Origin of the sequence: Sphingomicrobium aestuariivivum (genome assembly GCF_024721585.1) — a bacterium.
Lineage (GTDB): Bacteria > Pseudomonadota > Alphaproteobacteria > Sphingomonadales > Sphingomonadaceae > Sphingomicrobium > Sphingomicrobium aestuariivivum.
The window spans coordinates 1,813,276-1,838,371 of record NZ_CP102629.1; the positions used below are offsets into that span (position 1 = coordinate 1,813,276).

General features: G+C 66.1%; 30 protein-coding genes. 20 read left to right on the forward strand and 10 right to left on the reverse strand.

Translation table 11 applies throughout. The features are described 5' to 3' along the window. Nucleotides 1–10: 10 nt before the first annotated feature. On the reverse strand, nucleotides 11–463 hold the full coding sequence (locus NUW81_RS09345) for a YbgC/FadM family acyl-CoA thioesterase (protein WP_245112655.1): 453 nt from the start codon (nucleotides 461–463) through the stop codon (nucleotides 11–13). A gap of 186 nt (nucleotides 464–649) precedes the next feature. Here NUW81_RS09345 and NUW81_RS09350 point away from each other — a divergent pair, with 186 nt between their 5' ends. Both NUW81_RS09350 and NUW81_RS09355 read left to right on the forward strand, forming a co-directional pair. After that, nucleotides 650–1,129 (forward strand): hypothetical protein, encoded by a 480-nt coding sequence (locus NUW81_RS09350; protein ID WP_245112657.1) that lies wholly within the window; start codon nucleotides 650–652, stop codon nucleotides 1,127–1,129. Then, nucleotides 1,126–1,326: a helix-turn-helix transcriptional regulator gene (locus NUW81_RS09355; protein WP_245112659.1), complete on the forward strand. Its 201-nt coding sequence runs from the start codon at nucleotides 1,126–1,128 to the stop codon at nucleotides 1,324–1,326. Before NUW81_RS09350 ends, NUW81_RS09355 begins: the two co-directional genes overlap by 4 nt. Before the next feature lies 1 nt (nucleotide 1,327). On the opposite strand, the gene NUW81_RS09360 is transcribed toward NUW81_RS09355, so the two are convergent. The 4 genes from NUW81_RS09360 to ruvA are packed head-to-tail and all read right to left on the reverse strand — an operon-like array spanning nucleotide 1,328 to nucleotide 4,767. Continuing rightward, nucleotides 1,328–2,476, reverse strand: coding sequence for a DUF3089 domain-containing protein (locus NUW81_RS09360; protein WP_245112662.1), 1,149 nt, complete (start codon nucleotides 2,474–2,476; stop codon nucleotides 1,328–1,330). Beyond that, the gene (gene ruvB / locus NUW81_RS09365) at nucleotides 2,477–3,517 is read right to left on the reverse strand and encodes a Holliday junction branch migration DNA helicase RuvB (RefSeq protein WP_245112664.1); all 1,041 of its coding nucleotides are present in this window, start codon (nucleotides 3,515–3,517) and stop codon (nucleotides 2,477–2,479) included. A gap of 54 nt (nucleotides 3,518–3,571) precedes the next feature. Further along, nucleotides 3,572–4,171 (reverse strand): hypothetical protein, encoded by a 600-nt coding sequence (locus NUW81_RS09370; RefSeq protein WP_245112666.1) that lies wholly within the window; start codon nucleotides 4,169–4,171, stop codon nucleotides 3,572–3,574. Continuing rightward, on the reverse strand, nucleotides 4,168–4,767 hold the full coding sequence (gene ruvA, locus NUW81_RS09375) for a Holliday junction branch migration protein RuvA (protein WP_245112669.1): 600 nt from the start codon (nucleotides 4,765–4,767) through the stop codon (nucleotides 4,168–4,170). The genes NUW81_RS09370 and ruvA overlap by 4 nt, the downstream gene beginning before the upstream one ends. Nucleotides 4,768–4,866: 99 nt before the next feature. Between ruvA and NUW81_RS09380 the strand changes: the two genes are divergently transcribed. Then, a complete protein-coding gene (locus NUW81_RS09380; RefSeq protein ID WP_245112671.1) occupies nucleotides 4,867–5,838 on the forward strand; it encodes a YncE family protein in 972 nt (323 codons plus the stop codon). 3 nt (nucleotides 5,839–5,841) lie between these two features. On the opposite strand, the gene ruvC is transcribed toward NUW81_RS09380, so the two are convergent. The 4 genes from ruvC to NUW81_RS09400 all read right to left on the reverse strand — a co-directional run bounded on the left by ruvC (nucleotide 5,842) and on the right by NUW81_RS09400 (nucleotide 7,842). Continuing rightward, on the reverse strand, nucleotides 5,842–6,327 hold the full coding sequence (gene ruvC / locus NUW81_RS09385; RefSeq protein WP_245112673.1) for a crossover junction endodeoxyribonuclease RuvC: 486 nt from the start codon (nucleotides 6,325–6,327) through the stop codon (nucleotides 5,842–5,844). Between the two features lie 2 nt (nucleotides 6,328–6,329). After that, on the reverse strand, nucleotides 6,330–7,082 hold the full coding sequence (locus tag NUW81_RS09390) for a YebC/PmpR family DNA-binding transcriptional regulator (protein WP_245112674.1): 753 nt from the start codon (nucleotides 7,080–7,082) through the stop codon (nucleotides 6,330–6,332). A gap of 109 nt (nucleotides 7,083–7,191) precedes the next feature. Beyond that, complete coding sequence (locus NUW81_RS09395; protein ID WP_245112675.1) at nucleotides 7,192–7,512, reverse strand: heavy metal-binding domain-containing protein; 321 nt, start codon at nucleotides 7,510–7,512, stop codon at nucleotides 7,192–7,194. Between the two features lie 87 nt (nucleotides 7,513–7,599). Continuing rightward, nucleotides 7,600–7,842, reverse strand: coding sequence for a DUF2312 domain-containing protein (locus tag NUW81_RS09400; protein WP_245112676.1), 243 nt, complete (start codon nucleotides 7,840–7,842; stop codon nucleotides 7,600–7,602). A 150-nt stretch (nucleotides 7,843–7,992) separates the two neighbouring features. Between NUW81_RS09400 and pyk the strand changes: the two genes are divergently transcribed. The 17 genes from pyk (at nucleotide 7,993) to NUW81_RS09485 (ending at nucleotide 24,362) form a co-directional block, all read left to right on the forward strand. Continuing rightward, nucleotides 7,993–9,450 (forward strand): pyruvate kinase, encoded by a 1,458-nt coding sequence (pyk, locus tag NUW81_RS09405; RefSeq protein ID WP_245112677.1) that lies wholly within the window; start codon nucleotides 7,993–7,995, stop codon nucleotides 9,448–9,450. A 71-nt stretch (nucleotides 9,451–9,521) separates the two neighbouring features. Next, nucleotides 9,522–10,616: a hypothetical protein gene (locus tag NUW81_RS09410; protein ID WP_245112678.1), complete on the forward strand. Its 1,095-nt coding sequence runs from the start codon at nucleotides 9,522–9,524 to the stop codon at nucleotides 10,614–10,616. Nucleotides 10,617–10,714: 98 nt separating this feature from the next. Further along, on the forward strand, nucleotides 10,715–11,335 hold the full coding sequence (locus NUW81_RS09415) for a DUF2975 domain-containing protein (protein ID WP_245112679.1): 621 nt from the start codon (nucleotides 10,715–10,717) through the stop codon (nucleotides 11,333–11,335). Further along, on the forward strand, nucleotides 11,336–11,566 hold the full coding sequence (locus NUW81_RS09420) for a helix-turn-helix domain-containing protein (RefSeq protein ID WP_245112681.1): 231 nt from the start codon (nucleotides 11,336–11,338) through the stop codon (nucleotides 11,564–11,566). A 49-nt stretch (nucleotides 11,567–11,615) separates the two neighbouring features. Then, the gene (locus NUW81_RS09425; RefSeq protein WP_245112683.1) at nucleotides 11,616–13,148 is read left to right on the forward strand and encodes an acyl-CoA carboxylase subunit beta; all 1,533 of its coding nucleotides are present in this window, start codon (nucleotides 11,616–11,618) and stop codon (nucleotides 13,146–13,148) included. An 80-nt stretch (nucleotides 13,149–13,228) separates the two neighbouring features. Beyond that, complete coding sequence (locus NUW81_RS09430) at nucleotides 13,229–15,313, forward strand: S9 family peptidase (RefSeq protein WP_245112686.1); 2,085 nt, start codon at nucleotides 13,229–13,231, stop codon at nucleotides 15,311–15,313. A 79-nt stretch (nucleotides 15,314–15,392) separates the two neighbouring features. Further along, nucleotides 15,393–15,764 (forward strand): hypothetical protein, encoded by a 372-nt coding sequence (locus NUW81_RS09435; protein ID WP_245112689.1) that lies wholly within the window; start codon nucleotides 15,393–15,395, stop codon nucleotides 15,762–15,764. Beyond that, nucleotides 15,764–16,183 (forward strand): methylmalonyl-CoA epimerase, encoded by a 420-nt coding sequence (gene mce, locus NUW81_RS09440; protein WP_245112691.1) that lies wholly within the window; start codon nucleotides 15,764–15,766, stop codon nucleotides 16,181–16,183. Before NUW81_RS09435 ends, mce begins: the two co-directional genes overlap by 1 nt. 10 nt (nucleotides 16,184–16,193) lie before the next feature. After that, nucleotides 16,194–16,985 (forward strand): hypothetical protein, encoded by a 792-nt coding sequence (locus NUW81_RS09445; protein ID WP_245112694.1) that lies wholly within the window; start codon nucleotides 16,194–16,196, stop codon nucleotides 16,983–16,985. Next, complete coding sequence (locus NUW81_RS09450; protein WP_245112696.1) at nucleotides 16,975–17,220, forward strand: hypothetical protein; 246 nt, start codon at nucleotides 16,975–16,977, stop codon at nucleotides 17,218–17,220. The genes NUW81_RS09445 and NUW81_RS09450 overlap by 11 nt, the downstream gene beginning before the upstream one ends. Beyond that, a complete protein-coding gene (locus NUW81_RS09455; RefSeq protein ID WP_245112698.1) occupies nucleotides 17,211–17,939 on the forward strand; it encodes a hypothetical protein in 729 nt (242 codons plus the stop codon). The genes NUW81_RS09450 and NUW81_RS09455 overlap by 10 nt, the downstream gene beginning before the upstream one ends. Nucleotides 17,940–17,975: 36 nt before the next feature. Next, nucleotides 17,976–20,102 carry a methylmalonyl-CoA mutase gene (gene scpA / locus NUW81_RS09460; protein WP_245112699.1) on the forward strand — a complete coding sequence of 709 codons (2,127 nt, stop codon included), beginning with the start codon at nucleotides 17,976–17,978 and terminating at the stop codon, nucleotides 20,100–20,102. Then, complete coding sequence (locus NUW81_RS09465; protein WP_245112700.1) at nucleotides 20,099–20,455, forward strand: lysozyme inhibitor LprI family protein; 357 nt, start codon at nucleotides 20,099–20,101, stop codon at nucleotides 20,453–20,455. Before scpA ends, NUW81_RS09465 begins: the two co-directional genes overlap by 4 nt. Before the next feature lie 71 nt (nucleotides 20,456–20,526). Further along, nucleotides 20,527–20,970 (forward strand): hypothetical protein, encoded by a 444-nt coding sequence (locus tag NUW81_RS09470; protein ID WP_245112701.1) that lies wholly within the window; start codon nucleotides 20,527–20,529, stop codon nucleotides 20,968–20,970. 76 nt (nucleotides 20,971–21,046) lie between these two features. Then, on the forward strand, nucleotides 21,047–21,883 hold the full coding sequence (locus NUW81_RS09475) for an alpha/beta hydrolase (protein WP_245112702.1): 837 nt from the start codon (nucleotides 21,047–21,049) through the stop codon (nucleotides 21,881–21,883). A gap of 86 nt (nucleotides 21,884–21,969) precedes the next feature. Next, complete coding sequence (locus NUW81_RS09480; RefSeq protein WP_245112703.1) at nucleotides 21,970–23,976, forward strand: acetyl-CoA carboxylase biotin carboxylase subunit; 2,007 nt, start codon at nucleotides 21,970–21,972, stop codon at nucleotides 23,974–23,976. Further along, a complete protein-coding gene (locus NUW81_RS09485; protein ID WP_245112707.1) occupies nucleotides 23,973–24,362 on the forward strand; it encodes a hypothetical protein in 390 nt (129 codons plus the stop codon). The genes NUW81_RS09480 and NUW81_RS09485 overlap by 4 nt, the downstream gene beginning before the upstream one ends. Here the strand turns inward: NUW81_RS09485 and NUW81_RS09490 are convergent. After that, on the reverse strand, nucleotides 24,359–25,066 hold the full coding sequence (locus NUW81_RS09490; protein ID WP_245112709.1) for a CPBP family intramembrane glutamic endopeptidase: 708 nt from the start codon (nucleotides 25,064–25,066) through the stop codon (nucleotides 24,359–24,361). The genes NUW81_RS09485 and NUW81_RS09490 overlap by 4 nt on opposite strands. Between the last annotated feature and the right edge of the window lie 30 nt (nucleotides 25,067–25,096).

A 25,096-nucleotide genomic window follows, 5' to 3' on the forward strand; every position in this document is an offset into this window, starting at 1 on the left:
AGCCCTGCAATCACTGGTACTTCCCCTCATCGGTGACGGCCTTGAACTTTTCCACCCAGTCGGCCGGCTGGCGTCGCGGCCGGCCTTCGGGGGTGAGGAGCGCAGCCGTCACCTGCGCTTCCGCGAGAATGTCTTGCCCACGCCTTACGCGTTGCTGAATGGAGCAGCTGGCGGCGCGAACATTCGTTACCCGGCTCTCCACCACCAGCTCGTCATCGAGCTTGGCGGGGCGCTTCCACTTGATGTCCATCTGCGTCACCGCATAGGCGCCCAGCCCCTCGTCATGGGCGGCGCGCTGGTCGATGCCGACGCGCGCCAGCATGTCCGAACGGGCGCGTTCGAAATAGCGCAGGTAATTGGCGTGATAGACGATGCCCGACAGGTCGGTGTCCTCGAAATAGACGCGAACGGGAAAGGAATGCAGGCTGCCGTCGAAGCGGCCCTGGGGTGGGGTCAGGGTCATTATTTCCCGCTTTAGCGCAGCCCTTTCCCCCTGCAAAGCGCGGTTAACAGGGTATCGGCGAGGCGATTCCTATTTGCGATGGGCGGCAAGCCGTTAACCGGATCCGTTATGTCACCTGAAGGTTACGCTTGACGCGTGTCACCTGTGGGTTACAAGTAACGCACAGGTTACATGGAGTCTCGATCAATGGGTTACAGCAAGAAGGACAATCTCGACCTCAACCATTATCCGGCCTCGCAGGATTTGCGGAAGCAGCGGACCCTCATGCTGGCGCTGACGCCCTTGTGGCTTGTGCTGACGATGAACAACATGACCGATCCCGACCGCAGCGACCTGTCGCGGATCATCTTCGAGGCGATGTGGGCGCTGTTCGTGATCGTTATGATGCTCAACCTCACCGGAATCATGAACCGCTGGTGGAAGAAGTCGCATCCCGAGAATTATTACGAGCTCGAGGACGAGCTGGCGCAGCACCATCGCGGGATCAGCTTCCAATGGGGCATGATGGCGACCGTGCTGGTCGCGCTCTTCCTCTTCTTCATCGCGCCCTACACGAGCCTCGAGGCCCGCGAGGCGGTGCAGATCCTCATCCTAACCGCGCTCACGGTGACCGCCTTCCGCTTCATCCTCCTTGAAAAGGACGATGGCGAAGAGGAGCCGGCGTGAACCTTTCCAACAACATCAAGGAACGGCGCGGCGAGAGCGGGCTGACGCAGGCCGAGCTCGCCGCGGCCTGCCAGGTCAGCCGCAAGACCATTAACACGGTCGAAAATGGCGTGTTCGTGCCCTCGACCATCCTTGCCCTGAAGATCGCCGCCACCTTCGGGGTGGCGGTGGAGGAGGTCTTCTGGCTGGACGACTAGCCTAGCGCTGGCCGGCCGCGACCCGGTCCTGACCGAGGCGATCGATGAGGCGGATCAGGTCGTCTTGCGCGATGGCGATGTCGGCAAGATGCTTGCCCCAGCCGGGGAAGAAGAAATTGCCCATGCCGGGTTCGCCGCCGATGCGGTCGGTGCGGCTGTCGCCGATATCGCGGGGCGTGGTCCGCACCTCGAGATAGCCGCGCTGCCCCGCCGAGATGCAGCGCGCCTCGACAAGGTCCTCGCTGGTGGCGAAGGGGCCGGGCGGCGGGCCTTCGCCGCTCCAGCGGATGGGGCCGCCCTTTACCGGATAGCGGGACTTGGCGAACCAGAAGCCATCGAGGCTGGTCCATTCGCGGTTGTTCGCGCTGCCGGACGGCACGGTGCACAGCGGGCGGAGGCCCGGCACCTTGGAATAGCCGAACAGCGCGCCCGAGGTCGGCGCATCGCCGGTGCCATAGGTCGACCAGCTCATGACGCAGCCGGTCTCGCTCGCGCCGGTGCAGCCGGGCACTTGTCGGAAGCTGCCGCCGACGACCTCGCCCTCGGGCACCATGATGTTCCAGCCGGGCAGGATCGCGCGGAGCATGAGGTCCTGCGCGTCCGACCCCTCAATTTCCTCGCGGATCAGCTGCTCGAGCATGATCGAGCCCTGGCTGTGGCCGATGAGGACGAAGGGGCGACCCTTGTTGTGGGTCTTCAGATATTCGCGGAAGGCGGCGCGCACGTCGCCATAGGCGACCTGCCCATAGGCCGTCATGTCGGCGCCCGTCGCGGCGAGCGCGATCGCGCCCACGGTCATCTGGCGATAGACGGGGGCATAGGGCTTGCAGACGCTGGAGAAGCGCGAGAATTGCAGCTGCGCGAACAGCATTTCCTCGGAGGACGAGGGGGTCATGTCGCTGTTCATGCCGCTGTCCGAGCTGACCGTCGGATAGACGTAGAAGCAGTCGACGGGAGCCTGCGGATCGGGGGTGGTGGTGACGGGCGTGCCCCAGCCGGTCGGCTCGAGCGGATGGGCGGTCACGGGCCAGCTGCACACATCCTCGCGGCCCGGCAAGCAGAGCCAGCTGGCGGAATCGCGATAGTCGGGCGGCACGGGCGCGGCCTGTGCCGAGGCGGCGGCGAGGGCAAGGCTGGCGAAGACACTCATCTACTTTTCTCCGTCGAACAGACCGTCCTGCGTGGCGGTGCCCCGCGGCGGCGTGATGCCGAGATGCTGCCAGCCGCGGCCGTTCAGCACGCGCCCTCTTGCGGTGCGCGCGATGAGGCCAAGCTGAATGAGATAGGGTTCGATCACGTCCTCGATCGTGTCGCGCGGTTCGCTGAGGCCCGCGGCGAGGGTCTCGACCCCGACGGGGCCGCCGCCATAGAGATCGGCGATCATGGTGAGGTAGCGGCGGTCCATCGCGTCGAGCCCGAGCGCGTCGATTTCGAGGCGGGTGAGCGCGCGGTCGGCGCAGGGCGCATCGATGCTGGCTGCCCCCTCGGCCTGCGCGAAGTCGCGGACACGGCGGAGGAGGCGGCCCGCGACACGGGGCGTGCCGCGTGAGCGCTTGGCGATCTCGTGGGCACCGTCGGGCGCTAGCGGGGCATCGAGCAGGCGGGCGGCGCGGGCCACCACCTGTTCGAGTTCGCTCACCTCGTAGAAATTGAGGCGGACGGGAATGCCGAAGCGGTCGCGCAGCGGGGTGGCGAGGAGGCCCTGGCGGGTGGTGGCGCCGACCAGCGTGAAGGGAGGTAGGTCGATGCGGACCGAGCGCGCGCTCGGGCCTTCGCCGACCATGATGTCGAGGGCGCGGTCCTCCATCGCGGGGTAGAGGATTTCCTCGACCGCCGGATTCAGGCGGTGGATTTCGTCGATGAAGAGGACATCGCCCTCCTCGAGATTGGTCAGCAGCGCGGCAAGGTCGCCCGACTTGGCGATGACGGGGCCCGAGGTGGAGCGGAAGCCGACGCCCAGTTCGCGGGCGATGATGCCCGCGAGCGTGGTCTTGCCGAGGCCGGGCGGGCCGAAGAAGAGGACATGGTCGAGCGCATCGCCGCGCTTCTTGGCGGCATCGATGAAGATGCGAAGATTCTCGCGCGCGCCTTTCTGGCCGACGAATTCGTCGAGGCTCTTGGGACGCAGCGCGGCATCGGCGTCTTCGGGGCGGCGCTCGGGCGTGGTGAGGCGGTCGGGATCGGTGGCCATGTCAGACGCTGTAGGACATTTTCGGTTCGGGCGGTCGAGAAAGTTGGTGGCGGGTCATGCGGGCGCACCAGCTGGCGGTGGCGCCTTGGGCTTGGCGGCCTCGCGGCTCCTGAGCAGCGGGTTCTTTTCCATATCCTCGCAATAGGCGCGCAGGTTGGACAGGGCGGGAAGGCGACTTTCGGGAAGCTTCTCGATCTCGTCGGCAATGTCGAGCAGCGCCTCGAGGATGCCCAGCGTCGACTGCGCGCCCGCCGCCTTCGAACGGTCGTCGAGGTCGGAGACCTCGGGCGGATCGGGGCGGGTGGCGTCGATGGCGGCGCGGCAGAGGATGTAGAAAGCGGTGATCTTCTGCACCTCGTCGGGTTGCAGCAGGCCGATGTCGGACGCGAGCGCTTCGTAATTGGTGAAATATTGCGGGCCGAGGTCGATCACCCAGATGCGCTCGTCCCAGCTGTCCGCCTCGATCTGCCGCTCGATGGCGCGATAGGCATCGAGATAGCCATGATGGCGCAGGATGGTCGCGATGGCGGCGACCTCGGCGGCGATGGCGGTGCGTACCGTCTCCTTGCGGCGGGCGAGGTCGCGGCGTCCCTGGATAAACTGGAAACCGCCCGCGAAGAGCGCGCCGACGAGGGCGGCGAGCAGTTCGGTCACTTGGCCGCCTTCTTCAATGCCACACGGACCAGCGCGTCCAAGGTGGCGTCCTCGCCCACTTCTTCCTGTGCGGCGGCGACGGCCTTCGACGCGACGGCGGGCTTGAAGCCGAGATTGGCGAGCGCCGAGAGCGCGTCCTTGGCGGTGCTGCCCTTGGGGGCGACGCCGGGACCCGCGGCGGGAATGCCGGCAAAGCCCTCGAACTTGCCGGCGAGCTCGTTGCAGATACGCGCGGCGAGCTTGGGGCCGACGCCATTGGCCCGCGCAATCATCGCCTTGTCGCCATTGGCGATGGCGCTGCCCAACTCGTCGGGGCCGAGGGTGGAGAGGATGGCGAGTGCGACGCGCCCGCCCACGCCCTGCACGCCGGTGAGCGCGTGGAAGCTGGCTTTCTCGGCCTCGCTCTTGAAGCCGTAGAGCGTCATCGCATCCTCGCGCACCTGCATCTCGGTGAGGAGCATGACATGGGCGCCGACCTGTCCGACTGCATCCAGCGTGCGGGTCGAGACATGGACCAGATAGCCCACGCCGGAGACGTCGAGGACGAGGGTGTCGGGGCCGATTTCGGCCAGCTTTCCGGTAAGACGCGCGATCATTCGTCGGACTGTGGCGCTCGCTTGCCCGTCTGTCGAGAGGTTGGTGACGATGGCGCGGTGCGGGGGGTAGATTGGAGGCAAGCCAGCTCGGAGATCCCTATGCGCATTGCCACCCTTGCCGCCCTTCTCGCCCTCACCGCTTGTGCCTCCTCGCCGCAACAGCTGCGCTACGGCACCGATGCGGGCACGCTGGTCGTCGGCAACAAGGCCGAGGACAGCGTCAGCTTCATCGACCTCGACAGCGGGATGGAGCGGGCGCGGCTGGCGACGGGCCGGATGCCGCACGAGATCGCCGTCTCGCCCGACGGCGAGGAAGTGGCGGTTGTCCATTATGGCGCCAAGGCGGTCGAGATCTTCGATGTCGACGCGCCTTCCTCGAGCCGCGTCATCGACCTCGGCGACAATGTCGGTCCGCACGGCATCGCCTGGACCAGCGATGACCGGCTGGTGATCACCACCGAGCGTTCGAAGACCTTGTCGGTGGTCGACCTCGAGCGCGGCAGCGTGAGCGCCATCCCGACGGGGCAGGAGGTGAGCCACATGGTCGCGCTCTCGCCCGACGAGAAGCGCGCCTATGTCAGCAACATGGGCTCGGGCACGGTCAGCGTGATCGACCTCGAGAAGGGCCGCAAGCTGCGCGACATCAGTGTCGGCGGGGCACCCGAGGGGCTGGCGCTGTCGCCGAGCGGCAAGACGCTGTGGGTCGCCGACCGAGAAGGCAACGTGCTCTACGCCTATGAGACCGACCGCTTTGCCGAGGTGAAGCGCTATCGCACCGGCGGCTTCCCGATCCGCGTGGCGGTGAGCCCCGACGGGCGCCGCACGGTGACCTCGGATTATGAGGGCGGGTCGCTGACGCTGGTCGAACTCGACCGCGAGCCGCGCACCATCCCTGTATCGGGGACGAGCGATGCGGGACAGGTCACGATCCTCTTCGCCGAGGACAGCCGCCACTTGTTCGTTGCCGAAACGGGCCGCGCGCAGGTCGCGTTGGTCGATCTCGAGACGGGCGAGTTGGTGAAGCGCTTCAACGCGGGCGCGGGTGCGGACGGGCTGGCGCTGGCCGACTAGCGCCTAATAGCCGCGGCTGCTGCTCGCGGCATGGTGGGCGTGGGTGATGGCGACGGCGAGCGCGTCGGCGGCATCACTGCCGGCGACCTTCGTGCCCGGCAGCAGCACCTTCACCATCGCATGGACCTGGTCCTTATCGGCGCCGCCGGTGCCGACCACCGCTTTCTTGACGAGGCTCGGCGCATATTCGCCGACGGTGATGCCGCGGCTGGCGGCGATGCACAGCAGCGCGCCGCGCGCCTGCGCGAGTTTCAGCGTCGAGCGCGGGTTCTTGTTGACGAAGATCTCCTCCGCCGCCGCACCGTCCGGCTGATGATCGGCGATGATCGCCTCGAGCTGCGACGCGAGGTGCGAGAGCCGCTGCGGGAGCGGCTCCTTGGGATCGGTCTTCAGATGCCCGTTGGCGAGGTGGCGGAGGCGATTGCCCTCCGCCTCGATCAGGCCCCAGCCAGTGGTGCCGAGGCCCGGATCGATGCCGAGGATCTTCAACGCTAGTCGGCCTGGCCGAGGCGCTCCAGTTCGGCGTCGGAGAAGGTGTAGTTGCCCCACACCGTCTGGACGTCGTCATCATCCTCGAGCGCGTCGATGAGCTTGACGAGCGTGTCGGCATCCTTGCCCTCGACCTCGGTTTCGAGCTGCGGGCGCCAGGCGAGCTTGGCGGTCTCGGGTTCGCCGAGCGTCTTTTCGAGCTGGCTGGCGACTTCGTGGAGCTGGTCGGCTTCGGTCCAGATCGAGTGGGTGGTTTCGTCCGACTGGATGTCGTCGGCGCCGGCTTCCATCGCCGCCTCCAGGACTTTCTCTTCCGACAGTTCGTCGGCCTTATATTCGATAAGGCCGAGACGGTCGAAGCTGTGCGCGACCGCGCCCGAGGAGCCGAGGTTGCCGCCATTCTTCGAGAAGATGGTGCGCACGTTGGTGGCGGTGCGGTTGCGGTTGTCCGAGAGCGCCTCGACGATCAACGCGACGCCGTTGGGGCCATAGCCCTCGTAGCGCATTTCCTCGTAATTCTCGCCTTCGGACGCCGAGGCCTTGTCGATCGCCTTCTTGATATTGTCCTTGGGCATCGACTGCTTGAGCGCGGTGTTCACTGCGAGCCTGAGGCGCGGGTTCATGTCGGGGTCGGGCAGGCCCATCTTGGCCGCGACGGTGATTTCACGGCTGAGCTTGGAGAAGAGCGCCGAGCGCTTCTTGTCCTGCGCGCCCTTGCGATGCTTGATGTTGGCGAATTTGCTATGGCCGGCCATGATATCCTCGAAAACTGGCATTTTTCGAGGGCCCCGCACGGACGAAGCCCTCGATGAATCTGTGATTGAATGACGGCCTTATAGCAAAGAAGGCTCGCGAGGCGAGGCCTTAGGCGAGCTTTACCGCCGTGCCGCTGGCGGTGACCATGAGCATCGAGCCCGTGTCGCCGAGCACCTCGTAATCGAGGTCGATGCCGATGACCGCGTCGGCGCCCAGTTCGGCGGCCTCGCCCTGCAGTTCGGCGAGCGCCTGGCGGCGCGCCTGGTCGAGCGATTTTTCATAAGCGCCCGAACGGCCGCCGACGATGTCGCGGATGCCTGCGAAAATGTCCTTGAAGATGTTGGCGCCGACGATGACCTCGCCGTGGACGATGCCGAGATAGGTCGAGATGTCGCGGTTCTGGAGGGTCGAAGTGGTCGTCAGGATCATGAAAAAAGGCTCCCCGGATGGATGGTGCTGCAATGCACCAACCGCGGGGAGCCGATTTTGTTTCCGAGCCGAAATGGCTTGGCGGGCTTAGGCCATGCCGAGCGCGGCGCGATAGGTTTCGAGCAGTGCATCCTGCTCGTCGAGCTGGTGCTTCTCCATCTTGCGAAGGCGCACGATGGTGCGGATGGTCTTGGTGTCGTAGCCGTTCGACTTGGCTTCGGCGTAGACGTCCTTGATGTCGTCGGCGATCGCCTTCTTTTCCTCTTCGAGGCGTTCGATGCGTTCGATGAGCAGGCGAAGCTGGTCGGCTGCGATGGTCCCCTCGGCCATTGCTGATTCTCCTAAGGATGGATGTGAAATTTTCGTCGTCACGGTTAGGCGAGGGCGCCGAGCGGCTCAAGCGGCTTGCGATAAAATGTCGGAACGCTATGGCGGGCCGGCAACATATTGATCGAGCAAAAGAAGATGGAAGCGCGCGACATGAGCGAGATGATGAAGCCCCGGATGCGTAAGGTAAAAATCCTCGCCACGCTGGGGCCGGCATCCGACAGTCCCGAGATGATCGAGAAGCTGATGCGCTCGGGCGTCGATGCCTTCCGCATCAACATGAGCCACGGCCAGCAGGCCGACAAGGCGGCGCTGGTCGAGCATATCCGCGCGCTCGAGGGCAAGCTCAAGCGCCCGACCACCATCCTGTTCGACCTTCAGGGTCCCAAGCTGCGCGTCGGCACCTTCGATGGCGGCAAGGCCAAGCTCGAGAAGGGCCAGACCTTCACGCTCGACCGCGACGAGGCGCCGGGCAACAGCGAACGCGTCTGCCTGCCGCACCCCGAACTGTTCGAGGCGATCGAGGAAGGCTCGCTGCTGCTCGTCGATGACGGCAAGCTGCGCTTCAAGGTCACCGAGGTGCATGAGGATCGCATCGTCACCGAGGCGCGCGTCACCGGCACCATCCGCGACCGCAAGGGCGTCAACGTGCCCGACGTGCTGATCCCCATCCCCGCGCTGACCGAAAAGGACCGCTCGGACCTCGAGTTCGCGCTCGAGCAGGGCGCCGACTGGATCGCGCTCAGCTTCGTCCAGCGTCCCGAGGACGTCGAGGAAGCGCGCGAACTGGTCAAGGGCCGCGCTGCGGTGCTCGCCAAGATCGAGAAGCCGCAGGCGGTCGACAGCCTCGACGCCATTCTCCATGCCGCCGATGCGGTGATGGTGGCGCGCGGCGATCTCGGTGTCGAACTGCCGCCCGAACAGGTGCCGGTGGTGCAGAACAAGATCGTCGCCACCGCGCGCCAGCACGGCAAGCCGGTGGTCGTCGCGACGCAGATGCTCGAGAGCATGATCCAGTCGCCCACCCCGACCCGCGCCGAGGTCAACGACGTTGCCGACGCCATCTATGACGGTGCCGATGCGGTCATGCTGTCGGCCGAGAGCGCGGCGGGCGACTATCCGGTCGAGGCGGTCAAGATGATGGATCGCATCGGCCGCGCCGTGGAGGCGGACGAGCGCTATGGCGACCGCGTCCACTTCACCGAGACGGCTCCGGAAGCGACCACCGCCGACGCGCTCGCCGAGAGCGCCCGCGGTATCGCCAAGACGGTCAGCGCCAAGGCGATGGCCTGCTACACCTCGTCGGGCTCGACCGCGCGTCGCATCGCGCGCGAGCGTCCCAACGTGCCGATCATGGTGATGACCGCGAGCACCAAGGTAGCGCGCCGCCTCGGCCTCCTGTGGGGCACCTATGCGGTGGCCACGCGCGACGTCTCGAGCTTCGAGGAAATGGTCGGCAAGGCCAAGCGCATGGCGCTGCGCCACTCGATCGCGGGCGGCGGCGACCGCCTTCTCATCATGGCGGGCGTGCCCTTCGGCGTGTCGGGCTCGACCAACGTCATCCACATCGTCAAGCTGGTCGGCGACGAACTGGAGAATTACGGGCTCTAGGGCCCGGCGCGTCCCCGTTCACGGCAACGAAAGCGCGCTGATGCGTTGATCCCGTCCAGTGGGAGAGACGTATGCGTTGCTTCATTATCGTCGCGGTCTTTGCCTTGGCGGCCTGTGGGCCGGCAAATCCCCCCGTCGGCAATTCGGTCACATCGCCGCCTGTGGCGGCCTCGTCTGTCGCGCCAGAAGGCGCCTCGATCGGGCCTGAGGGCCATGCCACCGTCGTGACGGCACCGCCCGATCCCGACGCGGTCCGCAAGGCCGCCGACGATCCCCACGTCCCCGACAAGAGCGTCTATCACTTCTATGCCGCCGAGAACGGGTTGAGCCTCGAGGAGGCGAGGCGCCGGCTTGATGCGCAGCAGGCCAAGATGGACGAGGTGACGCGGCTTCGGGAGCGATTGCAACGCGAGGAGGGCGACAATTTCCTCGACCTGCGGCTCGCGCACCAGCCGGATTGGCGATACATCTTCTATTTCAAGCGCGAGCCTGAAGCGACGCTGTCGCGATATACGCGCGATCCGCGGTTCGAGGCGGCGAGTGGCACGCTGAGTTCGGACGAGCGCGCGGCGCTGATCGAGCCTTGGGCTGAGCGCTGGTCGTCGGAAGGCATTCCATACGCTTATGGCCTGGGCGCGACGCGGCCCGACCTCGAAGTGTCGCTCAGTATTACCGCCGCCGACTATCAGGCGCTGGCCGAGAAGAACGGCTGGCCCGCACCGCCCGCGCCGATCGTCACGCATTTTGCCAAGGCCCCGACCTTGCCTGCGGTCGACCCCCGGGTCGAACCGCTGCTCAAGGGCTATGCCTATGGACGCTTTGCCACGGGGATCCAGCTGGAGGCACTGGGTGCTGGGACGGTGACGCTGGAGGACGGCTGCCTGACGGTCGGGCGCGGCGAGGACAGGAAGGTCGTCGTCGTCCATCAGGAAACCGGTATCTCGCTCGACGAGGATGGATATCTCGTCTTCATCGACCGGCATAGCGGCGCGGTCAGGGGGCGGATCGGCGAGCCGATGGTCTGGGCGGGGCCCAATCGCACGCCCGAGCAATATCTCGTCGGGATCGAGCGATTGCGGGCGCGTTGCCCGGGCGAACTCCTCAATATCGGCAATCCCGAGAGCGCGGCGGCCTTCGAGGCGCGCTATCCGGGGGCGACGAGATGACGACATCGGAAAACAATTTTACGTAAAACATAAAAAAGTCATTGCAGAATCGAAAATGCGCTGGCAGAAGCTCCCCGACAACAAGGGGAGTTTGGACAATGAACGTGAAGCTGTTGCGCGGGCTGACCGCCTTTTTCGGATGGCTCTGGATCGTGGGGGTCGGCATCCTCCTCCTCCAGAACGGCATCAAGCTGGCGAACGGGTCGTTCGGCGAGGCGGTGTACGAGGCCTCGAGCACCAATGTCCTCGTCCAGCCCTTCGAGGGCGGCTATTGGGACCTCAATTACGGGCAGGTGCGCGTGGCCGGGGCGCCGCTGCTGGCGGGCTTCCAGATGCTGCTCAAGATCGCCTTCCTGCTGCTGCTCGCGCGGATCTTCTTCCAGCTGCGCGATCTCGTCGGCCGGATCGGCGAGGGGCGGATGTTCGAGGAGGAAAATGTCGCCTCGCTGCGCCGCATCGGCGTTGCGCTGGGCGCGATCTGCGCGCTCAGCATCGCCGGCGCGATCATCGTGCAGCAGTGGTTCCTCGCGCTCATCGGCCCGGCCGAGGGCAAGGTGCTGCACCCCTCGCTCAGCTGGAACCTGGACGGCGTGAACAATATCTGGATGGAATATAGCCCGCCGTTCGGGGCCTTCATCCTCGCGCTGCTCGCCTTCATCGCCGCCGATGCCTTCAAGCGGGGGATGGAATATCGGGTCGACAGCGAGGGAGTGCTCTAGATGGCGATCGTCACCAACATCGACGTGATGATGGCGCGGCGCAAGATGAGCCTCAAGGAGCTGGCCGAGCGCATCGGCATGTCGAACACCAACCTGTCGCTCCTGAAGAACGGGCGCGTGCACGGGGTGCGTTACAACACGCTCGAAGCGCTGTGCCGCGAGCTCGATTGCCAGCCCGGCGACCTGTTCGAATATCGCAAGGACGTGGAGGAGGCGGGCGGGGCCGATTGACGGCTCCGCCCCTCCTGTGCCACCCGCGCAGCCGAACAGGAGAGACGTCATGGGTACCACGATCGAGGAACTGGAAGCACGCCGCGAGAAGGCGCGCATGGGCGGCGGGGCCAAGCGCATCGATGCGCAGCATGCCAAGGGCCGGCTGACCGCGCGCGAACGCCTCACCGTGCTGCTCGACGAGGATTCGTTCGAGGAGCTCGACATGTTCGTCGAGCATAATTGCACCGACTTCGGGATGGACGAGGTGCATTATCCGGGCGACGGCGTGGTGACCGGATCGGGCACCATCAACGGGCGCCTCACCTATGTCTTCGCGCAGGACTTCACCGTGCTCGGCGGCTCGCTCTCCGAGCGCCATGCCGAGAAGATCTGCAAGATCATGGACGCGGCGATGAAGGTCGGCGCGCCGGTGATCGGATTGAACGATTCGGGCGGCGCGCGCATCCAGGAAGGCGTCGCATCGCTCGGCGGCTATGCCGAGGTGTTCCAGCGCAATGTGCTGGCGAGCGGTGTCGTGCCGCAGCTCTCGGTCATCATGGGCCCGTGCGCGGGCGGGGCGGTCTATTCGCCCGCCATGACCGACTTCATCTTCATGGTCGAGGATACGAGCTACATGTTCGTCACCGGCCCCGAGGTGGTGAAGACGGTGACCAACGAGGAAGTCACGCAGGAAGAGCTGGGCGGGGCGATCACGCACACGCAGAAGTCGGGCGTGGCGGATTGCGCGTTCGAGAATGACGTGGACGCGCTGCTCGCCACCCGCGAATTCTTCTCCTACCTGCCGAGCTCGAACCGCGACGCGGTGCCGCAGGTGCCGACCGACGATCCGTGGGACCGTCTGGAAGACAGCCTCGACAGCATCATCCCGGCAAGCGCCAACCAGCCCTATGACATGCACGAGGTGATCCGGAAGGTGGCCGACGAGGGCCGCTTCTTCGAGATCCAGCCGAAACATGCCGCCAATATCATCATCGGCTTCTGCCGCATCGAGGGGCGCACGGTGGGCGTGGTCGCCAACCAGCCGATGGTGCTGGCGGGCGTGCTCGACATCAATTCCTCGAAGAAGGCGGCGCGTTTCGTGCGTTTCTGCGATGCCTTCGAGATCCCGATCCTGACCTTCGTCGACGTGCCGGGCTTCCTGCCGGGCGTCGGGCAGGAGCATAATGGCATCATCAAGCATGGCGCCAAGCTCCTCTTTGCCTATGCCGAGGCGACCGTGCCCAAGATCACGGTGATCACGCGCAAAGCCTATGGCGGCGCCTATGACGTGATGGCGTCCAAGCATCTTCGCGGCGACCTCAACTATGCGTGGCCCTCGGCCGAGATCGCGGTGATGGGCGCCAAGGGCGCGGTCGAGATCATCTTCCGCAAGGATCGCGACAATCCCGAGAAGATCGCCGAAAAAACCAAGGAATATGAAGACCGCTTCGCCAACCCGTTCGTGGCGGCGAGCAAGGGCTTCATCGACGAGGTGATCATGCCGCACTCGACCCGCAAGCGGGTGGCGCTGGGGCTGCGCAAGCTGGCGAACAAGAGCCTCGAGAACCCGTGGAAGAAGCACGACAACATTCCGCTGTAATGCTCTTGTAACACACTACTGGACAGGTCAATAAACGCGGTTTAGCGTTGGTCCCGACTCAAACAGGGGAGTTTCGGGACATGATGCGTTTTTCCGGTTTGTTGACGACGCTCGCGGCGACCACGCTGCTGGCGGGCTGCACCACCACCGAGGCCGAAACCGCCAGTGCCTCGGCACCCGCTGCCGAGGAGATGGCGATGTATGACGTGAATGCCTATCCGCTAATCGACCGCGAGGCGCTGTTCGGCAATCCCGAACGCGCGCAGGGGCGTTTGTCGCCCGACGGCCAGTGGATGAGCTGGATCGCGCCCTATAATGGCGTGATGAACGTCTGGGTCGCGCCGCGCGGCAATATGGCGGCTGCCAAGGTGGTGACCAATGACACCCACCGCGGCATTTCCAACCACCAGTGGACGGTCGACAGCGACCATATCCTCTACCTCAAGGACAATGACGGCGACGAGAAGAACCACGTCTATGCCGTCGATCCCGCCACCGGCACGGCGCGCGACCTTACCCCCTATGAGGGGGTGAGCGCGCAGATCCGGGGGGTGAGCCGCGACAAGCCCGGCGTGATCCTCGTCGGTCTCAACGATCGCAACGCGCAGCTCCACGACCTCTACGAGATCGACCTTGCGACCGGCGAGCGCACGCTCATCCTCGAGAACCCGGGCTATGCCGCCATCATCAGCGACAATGTCTATGCCCCGCGCATGGCAGCATTGATGCAGCCCGACGGCAGCATGAAGCTGATGTGGCTGAAGGAGGACATGACCCCGGGCGAGGTCTTCGCCGAGGTGCCGTCGGAAGACCTTCTCAACACCAACATCTCGGGGTTCCACCGCGACAACAACACGGTCTACATGACCGACAGCCGCGGGGTGGACATCGCCGCCCTGAAGGCGATCGACCTGACGACCGGCGAGGTGAAGGTGATCGCGCAAGGCTCGAAGGCCGACATCAACGGGATCTACCGCGACATCGAGACCTATGAGCCGATTGCTTATTCGAGCAACTATCTCAAGAACGAGTGGACCGCGCTGACCCCCGAGGCGCAGGCGGAGCTGGATTTCCTCCAGTCGAACCTCGCGGGCGAGATTTCGGTCACCAGCCGGACCGATGATGATCGCTACTGGATTGTCCACCAGAGCGCGGCCGAGGCGCCCGGCGTTTATCACCTCTATGATCGCGAGAGCGACACGCTGACCGAATGGTTCTCGACCCGCCCCGACCTCGAGGGCGCGCCCCTGCAGCCGATGATGCCGCTCGAGCTGAAGGCGCGCGACGGGCGGACGCTGGTGTCCTACCTCACGCTCCCGCCGGGCAGCGACACGGATGGCGACGGGCGCCCCGAGGAAGCGGTGCCGATGCTGCTCTGGGTGCATGGCGGCCCGTGGGCGCGCGACAGCTATGGCTACAATACGGTGCACCAGTGGATGGCCAACCGCGGCTATGCGGTGCTCTCCGTCAACTATCGCGGCTCGACCGGCTTCGGGAAGGCGCACACCAATGCCGCCGTCGGCGAGTTCGCGGGCAAGATGCATGACGATCTCATCGATGCGGTCGACTGGGCCATCGCCGAGGGCGTGACCGAGGCCGACAGCGTGGCCATCGGCGGCGGCAGCTACGGCGGCTATGCGACGCTCACGGGCGTGGCGTTCACTCCCGACCGCTTCGCCTGCGGGGTCGATATCGTCGGTCCCTCGAGCCTCGTCACGCTGATCGAGAGCTTCCCCGAATATTGGAAGCCGTTCCTCGCCGGCACCTGGTTCCGCTATGTCGGCGATCCGAGCGACCCCGAACAGCGCGAGGATTTGCTCGCCCGTTCGGCGATCAGCCGCATCGACGATATCTCCGCGCCGTTGCTGGTCGGGCAGGGGGGTAACGACCCGCGCGTGACCAAGCAGGAAGCCGACAATCTCGTCGCTGCGATGCAGGCCAAGGGGCTGCCCGTGACCTACATCAACTTCCCCGACGAGGGGCATGGCTTCCAGAAGCCCGAGAACCGGCTGGCGTTCTTCGCGGCGATGGAAGGCTTCCTCGAGACCTGCCTCGGCGGGCGCGCGCAGCCGCTCGGCGACGCCTTCGAGGGAAGCTCGGCCGAAGTGCTGGCCGGCGCGCAATATGTCGACGGCCTCGATGCGGTGTCGGGCGGAGGCGAATAGGCCTCTTCCCCGTCGCTTGACGGACAGGGCGGTGTCGGCAATGCCGGCGCCGCCTTTTCCTTTTGACGGAGTGTGTTCTTTGCGACTGCTTGTCCCTCTTGCCTGCGCGCTTGTCCTATCCGCCTGCGGGGAGCCGGCGGCGCCGGTCCTGCCCGCCGATGCGAGCGTGGCGGCGATCCTCGAGAGCGGGATGGAAAACCCCGCGCTGACCGAACGGCTCGGCGCGCGGCTGTCGGTCGTGGAGGGCGAGGCGCTCGAGGCCGAGCTCGACGCGGCGGGTTTTACCGCGCGGGACCGTGATGACGAGGGCTGCGCGGTGCGGCGCTACGAGGGCGAGGCGGCCGAGCGCTATTTGCGCGATGCCACGCTGCGGGTCCGGCTCGCCGATTGCGACGACAAGGACGAGCCGCTGCGCTATGAAGTGATGACCGTGAATTTCGGAGACGCGTGATGAAGCTTGGCCGCCTGAACCATGTCGGGATCGCCACCCCCTCGATCGAGAAGAGCATCCAGCATTATGAGGCCACCATGGGCGCTCATGTGACGATGGAGCCCTTCGACCTGCCCGCGCAGGGGGTGAAGGTCTGCTTCGTCGACACGCCCAACAGCCAGATCGAGCTGATCGAGCCGCTGGGCGAGAACAGCCCCATCCACAAGTTCCTCGAGAAGAACCCCCTCGGGGGGCAACACCACCTTTGTTTCGAAGTCCCCGATATCGAGGAGGCACGCGCCTGGTTCGAGGGGATCGGCAAGCGAATCCTCGGCCCGACGCGCACCGGCGCGCATGGCACGCCGATCTTCTTCCTTCACCCGAAGGACATGGAAGGGGTGCTGACCGAGATCATGGAAAGCCCGAAGCAAGCGCATTGAGGAGCGGCACATGACGAAGCTGTGGATGTTGGCCGCACTGCCGATGCTCGCTCAGGCCGCGCCCCTGTCGGCCCATCCGGTCGCGGTCGCGGCATCGCCGATCGAGGCTTCGGGTGACGAAATTCTTCCCCATCGACTGACCGATCCCTCGGGCATCCACATCCTGTTCGCCGATCCGGCGCATCGCGAGGCAGCGGCCTCGATCCTTGCCGAGACGGTGCGGGCAACGGGTCGGCTTGAGGGTTGGTTGGAGGAGGCGGGCACGCCGACCGATATCCCGCCCTTCCCCGTCCGGCTCGGGAATGAACGGCGGGTGCCGACGGCCAGCCGCGGGGCGCTTTACCTACCCGTCGCGCGGATCGGCGAACTCGATGGTTGGCAGACGGACCCGATGAGCATCCAGCATGAGATCGTCCACTTGCTCGGCAGCGGGCGGCGGCCCGACAGGCTGATCGTCGAGGGCCTCGCGGTGCATCTCGCGGACCGTCTCGGCAAGCCGACCTATCCCAATCATGGGGAGGATCTCGATCGGTTGCTGGTCGCGCTGGAGGCCGAGAGCGGCACGCGCATCCCGCTTTTGCAAAGCGAACAGCATCGCAAGGCGGCGCAGACCGGCGTATTGCGGCGGCAGGCCTATGTGCAGGAGGGCAGCTTCGTTCGCTGGCTCCTTGCTCGGCAAGGCCTCGAGCGGCTCGTCGCCGAGATGATGGACGAGCGCGCCTGGGATGCCGATGACACCGACTGGGGGGCGCTGGAAGCCGAGTGGCGCGCGAGCCTGCCGGGGACGAGCGATGCTCGGTGAAGGGCGCGGCGAAGAGGTGCTGGTCGGCGTCGTCGCGGCGCTGATGGTCGTCGCCCTGTCGGTGCGCATCGGCAAGGCCCTCCGCACCGGCGAGATCCCGCTCTATCGCACGCGGATCGCGCGGGCCGACGCGGGTGATGCGAAATTCTACACGCTGGTGGGGATCAATGCGGCGGTGCTGCTGCTGCTGGTCGTCATCGCGGTCGACTTGATCGGAGGGTTCGGATGGCGATGAGGCTCTGGACGGCGGGCGCAATGGCGCTCGCTCTGGCGGCTTGCGGCGACAGGGCCGACAGGGGGGATGCGCCCGAGGAGACGGTAGTCGAGCCTGCCTTCGAGGAAGTGAACATCCAGACCGAAGGGCCGGTCTTCGAGGATGCAGCCTATACCGTGCTCGGCACGCTCGAGCCGCTCGAGGTGGAGTGGGAAGGCGAGCCGATGACCGTGGCCCCGCGCGCGCTGTTCCAGCTCGCGGACAGGGCCTATCTGCTCAGCGAGGGGCGCAATGCGAATGATTGTCACGCCTGTGAGGGCGCGAGCGCGCTGCACCGGCTGGAGCAGGGCGGGATGCAGGACTTCGCGCTGGCCTCGAGCGAGGTGGCGATGGTGCCGGGGTCGGGCTGGGGCGAACCGTCGAGCTTCGATCGCGTCGAGACCGGCCTTGCCGGGGCCCCCGTCCTGGTCTTCTCGCGCGGCTTTACCGCACAAGGCGTCACCATCTCGTCGATGACGCTGGTGACGCTCCTGCCCGACGGCGCGGTCGTGAGCGAGCCGATCATGGTGAGCGAGGACAATGGCGGCCTGCATGCCGAGGGCAGCGCCGACCATCACGCGGTCGAGGGCGAGATCGTCGATGCGGTCGCGGGCGAGGGCTTCACCATGCGCTACACGGGCACCGAGACCTCCGAACGGGCCTACCGCTATGAGGACGGGCGCTTCGTCGCCGCCGACTGATTGGCAAGCGGCGCGCTCGGCGCTAGGTAGCCGCCCATGACCGACAAAAGCGCATGGGCCGAAAAGGCCGCCAAGGAAGCCCGCGGCAAGGATCTCACCGTTACGACCCCCGAGGGGATCGAGCTGAAGACGGTTTACGGCCCCGAAGACGCGCCGGAACGCGACCCCGGTTTCCCCGGCCTGCCGCCCTATACGCGCGGCCCCTATGCGACCATGTATGCGGGGCGCCCCTGGACGATCCGCCAATATGCGGGCTTCTCGACCGCCGAGGAATCGAACGCTTTCTATCGCCGCAACCTGAAGGCGGGGCAGAAGGGCCTCTCGGTCGCCTTCGATCTTGCCACCCACCGCGGATACGACAGCGACCATGACCGCGTGTCGGGCGATGTCGGCAAGGCGGGCGTGGCGATCGACACGGTCGAGGACATGAAGCTCCTGTTCGACGGCATTCCGCTCGATGAAATGTCGGTGTCGATGACGATGAACGGCGCGGTGCTGCCGGTCATGGCCTTCTATATCGTCGCGGGCGAGGAACAGGGCGTGGATCGCGCCAAGCTGTCGGGGACCATCCAGAACGACATTTTGAAGGAGTTCATGGTCCGCAACACATACATCTATCCGCCCGCGCCCAGCATGCGGATCGTGTCGGACATCATCGGTTACACAAGCCGCGAGATGCCGCGGTTCAACTCGATCTCGATCAGCGGCTATCACATGCACGAGGCCGGCGCGACGGCGGTGCAGGAGCTCGCCTATACGCTCGCCGATGGCGTCGAATATGCGCGCACCGCGATGGAAGCGGGCATGGATCTCGACAGCTTCGCGCCGCGCCTGTCCTTCTTCTTCGGCATCGGGATGAACTTCTTCATGGAAGTGGCCAAGCTGCGCGCGGCGCGCACGCTCTGGGCCGAGCTGATGACCGACCTCGGGGCGAAGTCGGAAAAGTCGAAGCTCCTGCGCACCCACTGCCAGACGTCGGGCGTCTCGCTCACCGAGCAGGACCCGTACAACAACATCATGCGCACGACGATTGAGGCGATGGCGGCGACGCTGGGTGGCACGCAGTCGCTGCACACCAACAGCTTCGACGAGGCCATCGCGCTGCCGACCGATTTCTCGGCCCGCATCGCGCGCAACACGCAGCTGATCCTCGCCGAGGAAAGCGGGATCACCGCAGTCGCCGATCCGCTCGGCGGCTCCTATTATGTCGAGGCGCTCACTGCCGAGCTCGTCGAGAAAGCCAAGGAGCTGATCGCCGAGGTCGAGCAGGCGGGCGGGATGACCAGGGCGGTCGCCGACGGCCTGCCCAAGCGGCACATCGAGGAGGCCGCCGCGATGCGTGCCGCCAAGGTCGATACGGGCGAAACCGTGATCGTCGGCGTCAACCGCTACAAGCTCGACGACGAACCCGAGATCGACATTCTCGACATCGACAATGCCAAGGTCCGCGCCAGCCAGATCGCGCGCATCGAGAAGGTGAAGGCGGAGCGCGACGAGGCGGCCTGCGCGGCGGCGCTGAAGGCGCTCGAGGAAGGCGCCAAGGGCAATGGCAACCTTCTCGAACTGTCGGTCGCGGCGGCGCGTGCGCGCGCGACGCTGGGCGAGATTTCACAGGCGCTGGAGAATGTCTTCGGGCGCTATGACACCAAGCCCGAACCGGTCAGCGGCATCTACGGCCAGCGCGCCGACAAGGCCTGGGCGCTGGCCAAGGGAGGCACCGGCGCGGTCGAGGCGCGACTGGGGCGGGCGCCGAAGATGCTCGTGGCCAAGATGGGGCAGGATGGGCATGACCGCGGCGCCAACCTCGTTTCTTCGGCATTCGGCGATCTCGGCTTCGACATTGTCGCGGGGCCGCTGTTCCAGACCCCGCTCGAGGCGGCGAAGCTTGCGGTGGAAGAGGGCGTCGACGTGGTCGGTGCCTCCTCGCTCGCGGCGGGGCACAAGACGCTCATCCCCGAACTGATCGGGCATTTGAAGGACATGGGCCGCGGCGACATCAAGGTGGTCGCGGGCGGGGTCATCCCGCCGCAGGATTACCAGTTCCTGCGCGAGAAGGGCGTGCAGGCGATCTTCGGGCCGGGCACCAACCTTGCCGACGCCGCGCGCGACGTTCTGAGCCTCCTGGGCCACAACATGCCGCCCGTGGACGAGGCGGCCGAGTGATCCTTTCCGCGCTCCTCCTCGCCACCGCGCAGGCGGCCGATGCCGATCCCGATTGCGGCAGTGAGGAACTTGCGCAGATCGAGCTCAACTGGTGTGCCTGGAAGGGCGCCGAAGAGGCCGATGCCGAGCTCAACCTCCTGTGGGACCGCATCGGCGGCGACATGCGGGCGCGCATGCTGCCCTCGCAGCGGGCATGGCTCGCCTATCGCGACGCGCAGTGCGAGGCCGAGGGCAAGATGTGGGAAGGCGGCTCGGCACATTCGATGATCGTGGGCATGTGCATGGAGCGCATGACCCGCGCGCGCATGACCGAAATCCGCAATTCGCACCCTGAAGGGCCAGACTCCTACTAGCGCCGGAACTAAATTGAGTTAACAAAAAATAAATGCTATGGACCGTGGCTCCAATAGGGGAGAACAGGGACATGAAAGCATTTCTCGGTGCGGCCGCGCTCGCGGTCCTGTGCGTTTCGCCTGTCACTTCGGTCTCGGCGCAGGACATGCCGACCGCCGAACGCAATGATCTCAACTGGTACTCGATCCATTTCATCAAGTTCAAACCGGGCAAGCGTGCCCGCGCGCATGAAATCATCGACGATTATTACATCCCCGCCGACAAGGCCGCGGGCATCGGTGGCGGCACCATCGACCTGCATCTCAACACCGGCGAATGGGACGGCGTCGTCGCCTTTCCCATGTCGGGCGGCCCTGCCGACATGACGTGGGATACCTCGCCCAACGACGTCAAATGGATGGCGGCGATGGCCGAAATCGCCGGCGGCATGGACAAGGCGCAGGCCATCCTCGCCGAATGGGACAGCCTCGTCGAGGACGAGGAAATCCATGTCGGCCATATCGACAAGGACTGATCTTCAGCCTTGATCGACCGGACCGGGAGCGGCATGACGGCGAGGAGCCGTCATGCCGTTTTCCGGAGTTTCGCGTATGTTTCTTGCCCTTTCCCTCGCCGCCGCCAACCTTGCGGCCGAGGCCGCGCCGCTTGTCATCGGCGAACAGCATGTCTTCGAGGCGGTGGGCGCCGAGCGGCAGGTCAATGTGGTGCTGCCCGCCAGCTATGGCGAGGACCCGCAAGCTTCCTACCCGGTCGTCTACATGCTCGACGGCGGGCGCGGGCAGGACCTCTTGATGGGGGCGGGCATCGCCAATTGGAACGCCATGTGGGGGCGCTCGGAAGAGGCCATCCTTGTCGGCGTCGAGACCAGCGACCGCCAGCGCGAACTGCTGCCGCCGACCGGCGATGCCGAGGAAGCGGAGCGCTATCCGACCGCGGGCGAGCGCGAGGCGTTCCGCGCCTATCTTGCCGAGACGGTGATCCCGACGGTCGAGGCCGGCTATCGCACCGACGGGCGCCGCTATCTCGTCGGCGAAAGCGCGGCGGGCCATTTCGTGGTCGAGAGCTGGGCCTATGCGCCGACGCTGTTCACCGGCTACGCCGCCATCTCGCCGAGCCTCCAGTGGAATGGGCAGGCGCTGTCGAAAACGCTGGGTGAGGCTGACCTCACGCCGCGCGCGCCGCTCTACCTCAGCCTCGCGAGCGAGGGCGGGACCTTCGAGGCAGGGGTGATGCGGCTCGCGGCCAGCCTCGGTGACGCGCAGCCTCACTGCTTCTCCGACCGGCGCGAGGATCTCGATCATGGCACGAGCCTGCACGGCCTCCTCCCCGAGGCGCTGCAATATCTGATGCCGACCGAGGCCGACTGGCTCGAGGAATATGGCATGGTGCTGCGCTGCGAGAGCGGCGGCCCCCTGTCGTCCGACTAGGGCGCGGGGCAAGGCCCCACGCCTTGCCCTAACGGCCACGGCGCGGCATAGGCGTCCCGTCAGTTGAGAGACCCCACGGAGACCGCATGTTCAAGAAGATCCTGATCGCCAACCGCGGCGAGATCGCCTGCCGCGTGATGCGCACGGCGAAGAAGATGGGGATCGCGACCGTGGCGGTCTATTCGGATGCCGACGCCAAGGCGCCGCACGTGCGAATGGCCGACGAGGCGGTGCACATCGGTCCGGCGGCCGCGGCCGAAAGCTATCTCGTCGCCGACAAGATCATCGAGGCCTGCAAGCAAACGGGCGCCGAGGCGGTGCATCCTGGCTACGGCTTCCTGTCCGAGCGCGCCTCCTTCGTGAAGGCGCTGGATGAGGCCGGCATCGCCTTCATCGGCCCGCCGGCCGGCGCGATCGCGGCAATGGGCGACAAGATCGAGTCCAAGAAGCTCGCGCGCGAGGCGGGCGTCAACGTCGTCCCCGGCTATCTCGGCGAGATCGCCGACACCGAGGAAGCGGTGAAGATCGCTGCCGACATCGGCTATCCGGTCATGATGAAGGCCTCGGCAGGCGGCGGCGGCAAGGGCATGCGCCTCGCCTGGTCGGAAAAGGACGTGCGCGAGGGCTTCGAGGCGACCAAGCGCGAGGGCCTCAACAGCTTCGGCGACGACCGTGTCTTCCTCGAGAAGTTCATCGAGGAGCCACGCCACATCGAGATCCAGGTGCTCGGCGACAAGCATGGCAACACGGTCTATCTCGGCGAGCGCGAATGCTCGATCCAGCGCCGCCACCAGAAGGTGATCGAGGAAGCGCCCTCGCCCTTCGTCACGCCCGAGATGCGAAAAGCGATGGGCGAGCAGGCGGTCGCGCTGGCCAAGGCCGTGGATTACCATTCGGCGGGCACGGTCGAACTGATCGTCTCGGGCAAGGACAAGACGGGCGAGAGCTTCTACTTCCTCGAGATGAATACCCGCCTCCAGGTCGAGCATCCGGTGACCGAGGAAATCACGGGCGTCGACCTCGTCGAGCAGATGATCCGGGTCGCGGCGGGCGAGAAGCTGCCCTTCGTTCAAGGCGACATCGCCTATAACGGCTGGGCCATCGAGGCGCGCGTCTATGCCGAGGATCCCTATCGTGGCTTCCTGCCCTCCACGGGTCGCCTGACCACCTATTCACCGCCGCATGAGGAGCGCTCGGAAGAGGGCGTGGTGCGCGTCGACGACGGCGTCGCCGAGGGCGGCGAAGTGTCGATGTTCTACGACCCCATGATCGCCAAGTTGATCACCCATGGCGAGACCCGCGACGAGGCGATCGAGCTGGCGGTCGAGGCATTGGATGCATTCGAGCTCGACGGCCTTGCCGACAATATCGACTTCCTCTCGGCGCTCCTGCAGCACGAGCGGTTCAAGTCGGGCGAGCTGACCACCGGTTTCATCGCCGAGGAATATCCCGAGGGCTTCGAGGGCGCGCCGACCGACGCGCAGCTCAAGACCGACCTCGTTGCGCTGGCGGCCATCGTCGGCATGACCCACGAGACGCGCATGAGCCTGATCGACGGCCAGCTCGGCGAGCCGGTCTTCCCGTCGATGGAGCAGGCAGTGATCCTCGATGGCGAGCGGCACGAGGTGACGGTCGACCCGCAGGACGGAGAGACGCTGGTCACGGTGGGCGAGGAAGAGATCGAGGTGATCGCCGACTATTCGCCCGGCCAGTCGCTGCTGGTCGCGGGCTGCGATGACCGTCGCCGGATCGTGCAGGTCGCGCAGGACGGGCGCGGCTTCACGCTGGTGACCCGCGGTGCGCGCCATTCGGCGCGCGTGCTGCCGCGCCATGTCGCCGACCTCATCAAGCACATGCCCGAGAAGGTGGCGCCCGACCTGTCGCGCTTCCTGATGGCGCCGATGCCGGGGCTTCTGACCAAGCTCCATGTCGCCGAGGGCGATGCGGTCGAGGCCGGCCAGCCGCTGGCTGTAGTCGAGGCGATGAAGATGGAGAATATCCTGCGCGCCGAGAAGGCGGGGACGGTCAAGGCCGTGCCGGTCGCCGAAGGCGCGAGCCTGCAGGTCGACGAGGTCATCGTCGAGTTCGAATGAGTGCGCTGACGATCCAGCGGCTCCTCGCGAGCGTCTTCTTCCTCCTTGGCGGATGGGCGCTGTTCTTTCCGGACAGCGTGATCGCGCTCGGCGTCAACGAACCCTATCGCAGCGGGTCCTACCTCGAGACCCTGCTGATGGCCTGTTTCGGGGCGCAGGCTTGCATCGCGGGGACCTTTGCCTGGTTCAGCCGCTTCACCAAGGCGAGCTTCATCGCTTATGGCGTGGTGCTGCTGCCCTTCTTCGTCTTCAACTACTGGTTCACGATCCGCGAGCCGGTGCTCAATTCGCTCATGCTGGCCGATCTTGCCGGTAATGTGGTGATGCTGGGGCTCTGCTACCTCGGCTGGAAGAAAGCGCCGCGGCGGCTGGTCGCCGCCGACTAGCCAGCCGTTGCGGGCCGCGTCACGAACCAGGGTCGCTTCCAGAGCAGCGCAAGGATCGCGAGCCCCGCGATGACCAGCGCATAAAGATCGAACAGCGCGCGTTCGGCTTCGGGCGCCATCACGGCGGCCTGCCCGATGGCGGCATTGATGCTGCCGTGGGCGAGGGCGGCGAGGCCGATGCCACCGCCATGGCGCGCATAGGCGAGGACGAGGATCACCGACAAAGCGACCGCGAGGAGCAGGAGGCCGGGGAGCATGACGACCTTGGGGCCATGCCAGATGCCCCAGATGAGGCCGGTGGCCAGCCCCGCGACGATGGGACGATAGCGGGTCAGCATGCGGTCGGCGAGCCAGCCGCGCCAGCCGATTTCCTCGGGGAGCGCGATGAAGGCGGTCTGGATCGACAAGGCGATGAGGAATTCCACGGGGTCGACAGGTGCGCCAAGCAGCGCGGCGAGGCCGAGCGCGGCGAGCGGCACGAGAAGCCACCACCAGCGGACATGGCCTGCCCGCTCGCGCAACCAAGAGGCGATGCTGACGCCTTCGCGGTACACCATCCAGAAGGCGGCAAGCGCGGGGCCGAGCACGGCGATATGGTTGACCCAGCGGGTCTGGCCCAAGGGCGGATGCGCGGCCATCGCGAGGAAGGCGAGGCCGTAGGACAGGATGAAGGCGAGGAGGACGAAACGGACGATGGCGGACATGGGGGCTGCGCTAGCCGCTCCATCCCATGT

Coding starts and splice junctions, on each gene's coding strand:
- NUW81_RS09345 (WP_245112655.1), bottom strand. CDS start 463: ATGACCCTGACCCCACCCCAGGGCCGCTTCGACGGCAGCCTGCATTCC.
- NUW81_RS09350 (WP_245112657.1), top strand. CDS start 650: ATGGGTTACAGCAAGAAGGACAATCTCGACCTCAACCATTATCCGGCC.
- NUW81_RS09360 (WP_245112662.1), bottom strand. CDS start 2,476: ATGAGTGTCTTCGCCAGCCTTGCCCTCGCCGCCGCCTCGGCACAGGCC.
- ruvB (WP_245112664.1), bottom strand. CDS start 3,517: ATGGCCACCGATCCCGACCGCCTCACCACGCCCGAGCGCCGCCCCGAA.
- ruvA (WP_245112669.1), bottom strand. CDS start 4,767: ATGATCGCGCGTCTTACCGGAAAGCTGGCCGAAATCGGCCCCGACACC.
- NUW81_RS09380 (WP_245112671.1), top strand. CDS start 4,867: ATGCGCATTGCCACCCTTGCCGCCCTTCTCGCCCTCACCGCTTGTGCC.
- NUW81_RS09390 (WP_245112674.1), bottom strand. CDS start 7,082: ATGGCCGGCCATAGCAAATTCGCCAACATCAAGCATCGCAAGGGCGCG.
- NUW81_RS09395 (WP_245112675.1), bottom strand. CDS start 7,512: ATGATCCTGACGACCACTTCGACCCTCCAGAACCGCGACATCTCGACC.
- NUW81_RS09400 (WP_245112676.1), bottom strand. CDS start 7,842: ATGGCCGAGGGGACCATCGCAGCCGACCAGCTTCGCCTGCTCATCGAA.
- pyk (WP_245112677.1), top strand. CDS start 7,993: ATGAGCGAGATGATGAAGCCCCGGATGCGTAAGGTAAAAATCCTCGCC.
- NUW81_RS09410 (WP_245112678.1), top strand. CDS start 9,522: ATGCGTTGCTTCATTATCGTCGCGGTCTTTGCCTTGGCGGCCTGTGGG.
- NUW81_RS09415 (WP_245112679.1), top strand. CDS start 10,715: ATGAACGTGAAGCTGTTGCGCGGGCTGACCGCCTTTTTCGGATGGCTC.
- NUW81_RS09420 (WP_245112681.1), top strand. CDS start 11,336: ATGGCGATCGTCACCAACATCGACGTGATGATGGCGCGGCGCAAGATG.
- NUW81_RS09425 (WP_245112683.1), top strand. CDS start 11,616: ATGGGTACCACGATCGAGGAACTGGAAGCACGCCGCGAGAAGGCGCGC.
- NUW81_RS09430 (WP_245112686.1), top strand. CDS start 13,229: ATGATGCGTTTTTCCGGTTTGTTGACGACGCTCGCGGCGACCACGCTG.
- mce (WP_245112691.1), top strand. CDS start 15,764: ATGAAGCTTGGCCGCCTGAACCATGTCGGGATCGCCACCCCCTCGATC.
- NUW81_RS09445 (WP_245112694.1), top strand. CDS start 16,194: ATGACGAAGCTGTGGATGTTGGCCGCACTGCCGATGCTCGCTCAGGCC.
- NUW81_RS09450 (WP_245112696.1), top strand. CDS start 16,975: ATGCTCGGTGAAGGGCGCGGCGAAGAGGTGCTGGTCGGCGTCGTCGCG.
- NUW81_RS09455 (WP_245112698.1), top strand. CDS start 17,211: ATGGCGATGAGGCTCTGGACGGCGGGCGCAATGGCGCTCGCTCTGGCG.
- scpA (WP_245112699.1), top strand. CDS start 17,976: ATGACCGACAAAAGCGCATGGGCCGAAAAGGCCGCCAAGGAAGCCCGC.
- NUW81_RS09470 (WP_245112701.1), top strand. CDS start 20,527: ATGAAAGCATTTCTCGGTGCGGCCGCGCTCGCGGTCCTGTGCGTTTCG.
- NUW81_RS09475 (WP_245112702.1), top strand. CDS start 21,047: ATGTTTCTTGCCCTTTCCCTCGCCGCCGCCAACCTTGCGGCCGAGGCC.
- NUW81_RS09480 (WP_245112703.1), top strand. CDS start 21,970: ATGTTCAAGAAGATCCTGATCGCCAACCGCGGCGAGATCGCCTGCCGC.
- NUW81_RS09485 (WP_245112707.1), top strand. CDS start 23,973: ATGAGTGCGCTGACGATCCAGCGGCTCCTCGCGAGCGTCTTCTTCCTC.
- NUW81_RS09490 (WP_245112709.1), bottom strand. CDS start 25,066: ATGTCCGCCATCGTCCGTTTCGTCCTCCTCGCCTTCATCCTGTCCTAC.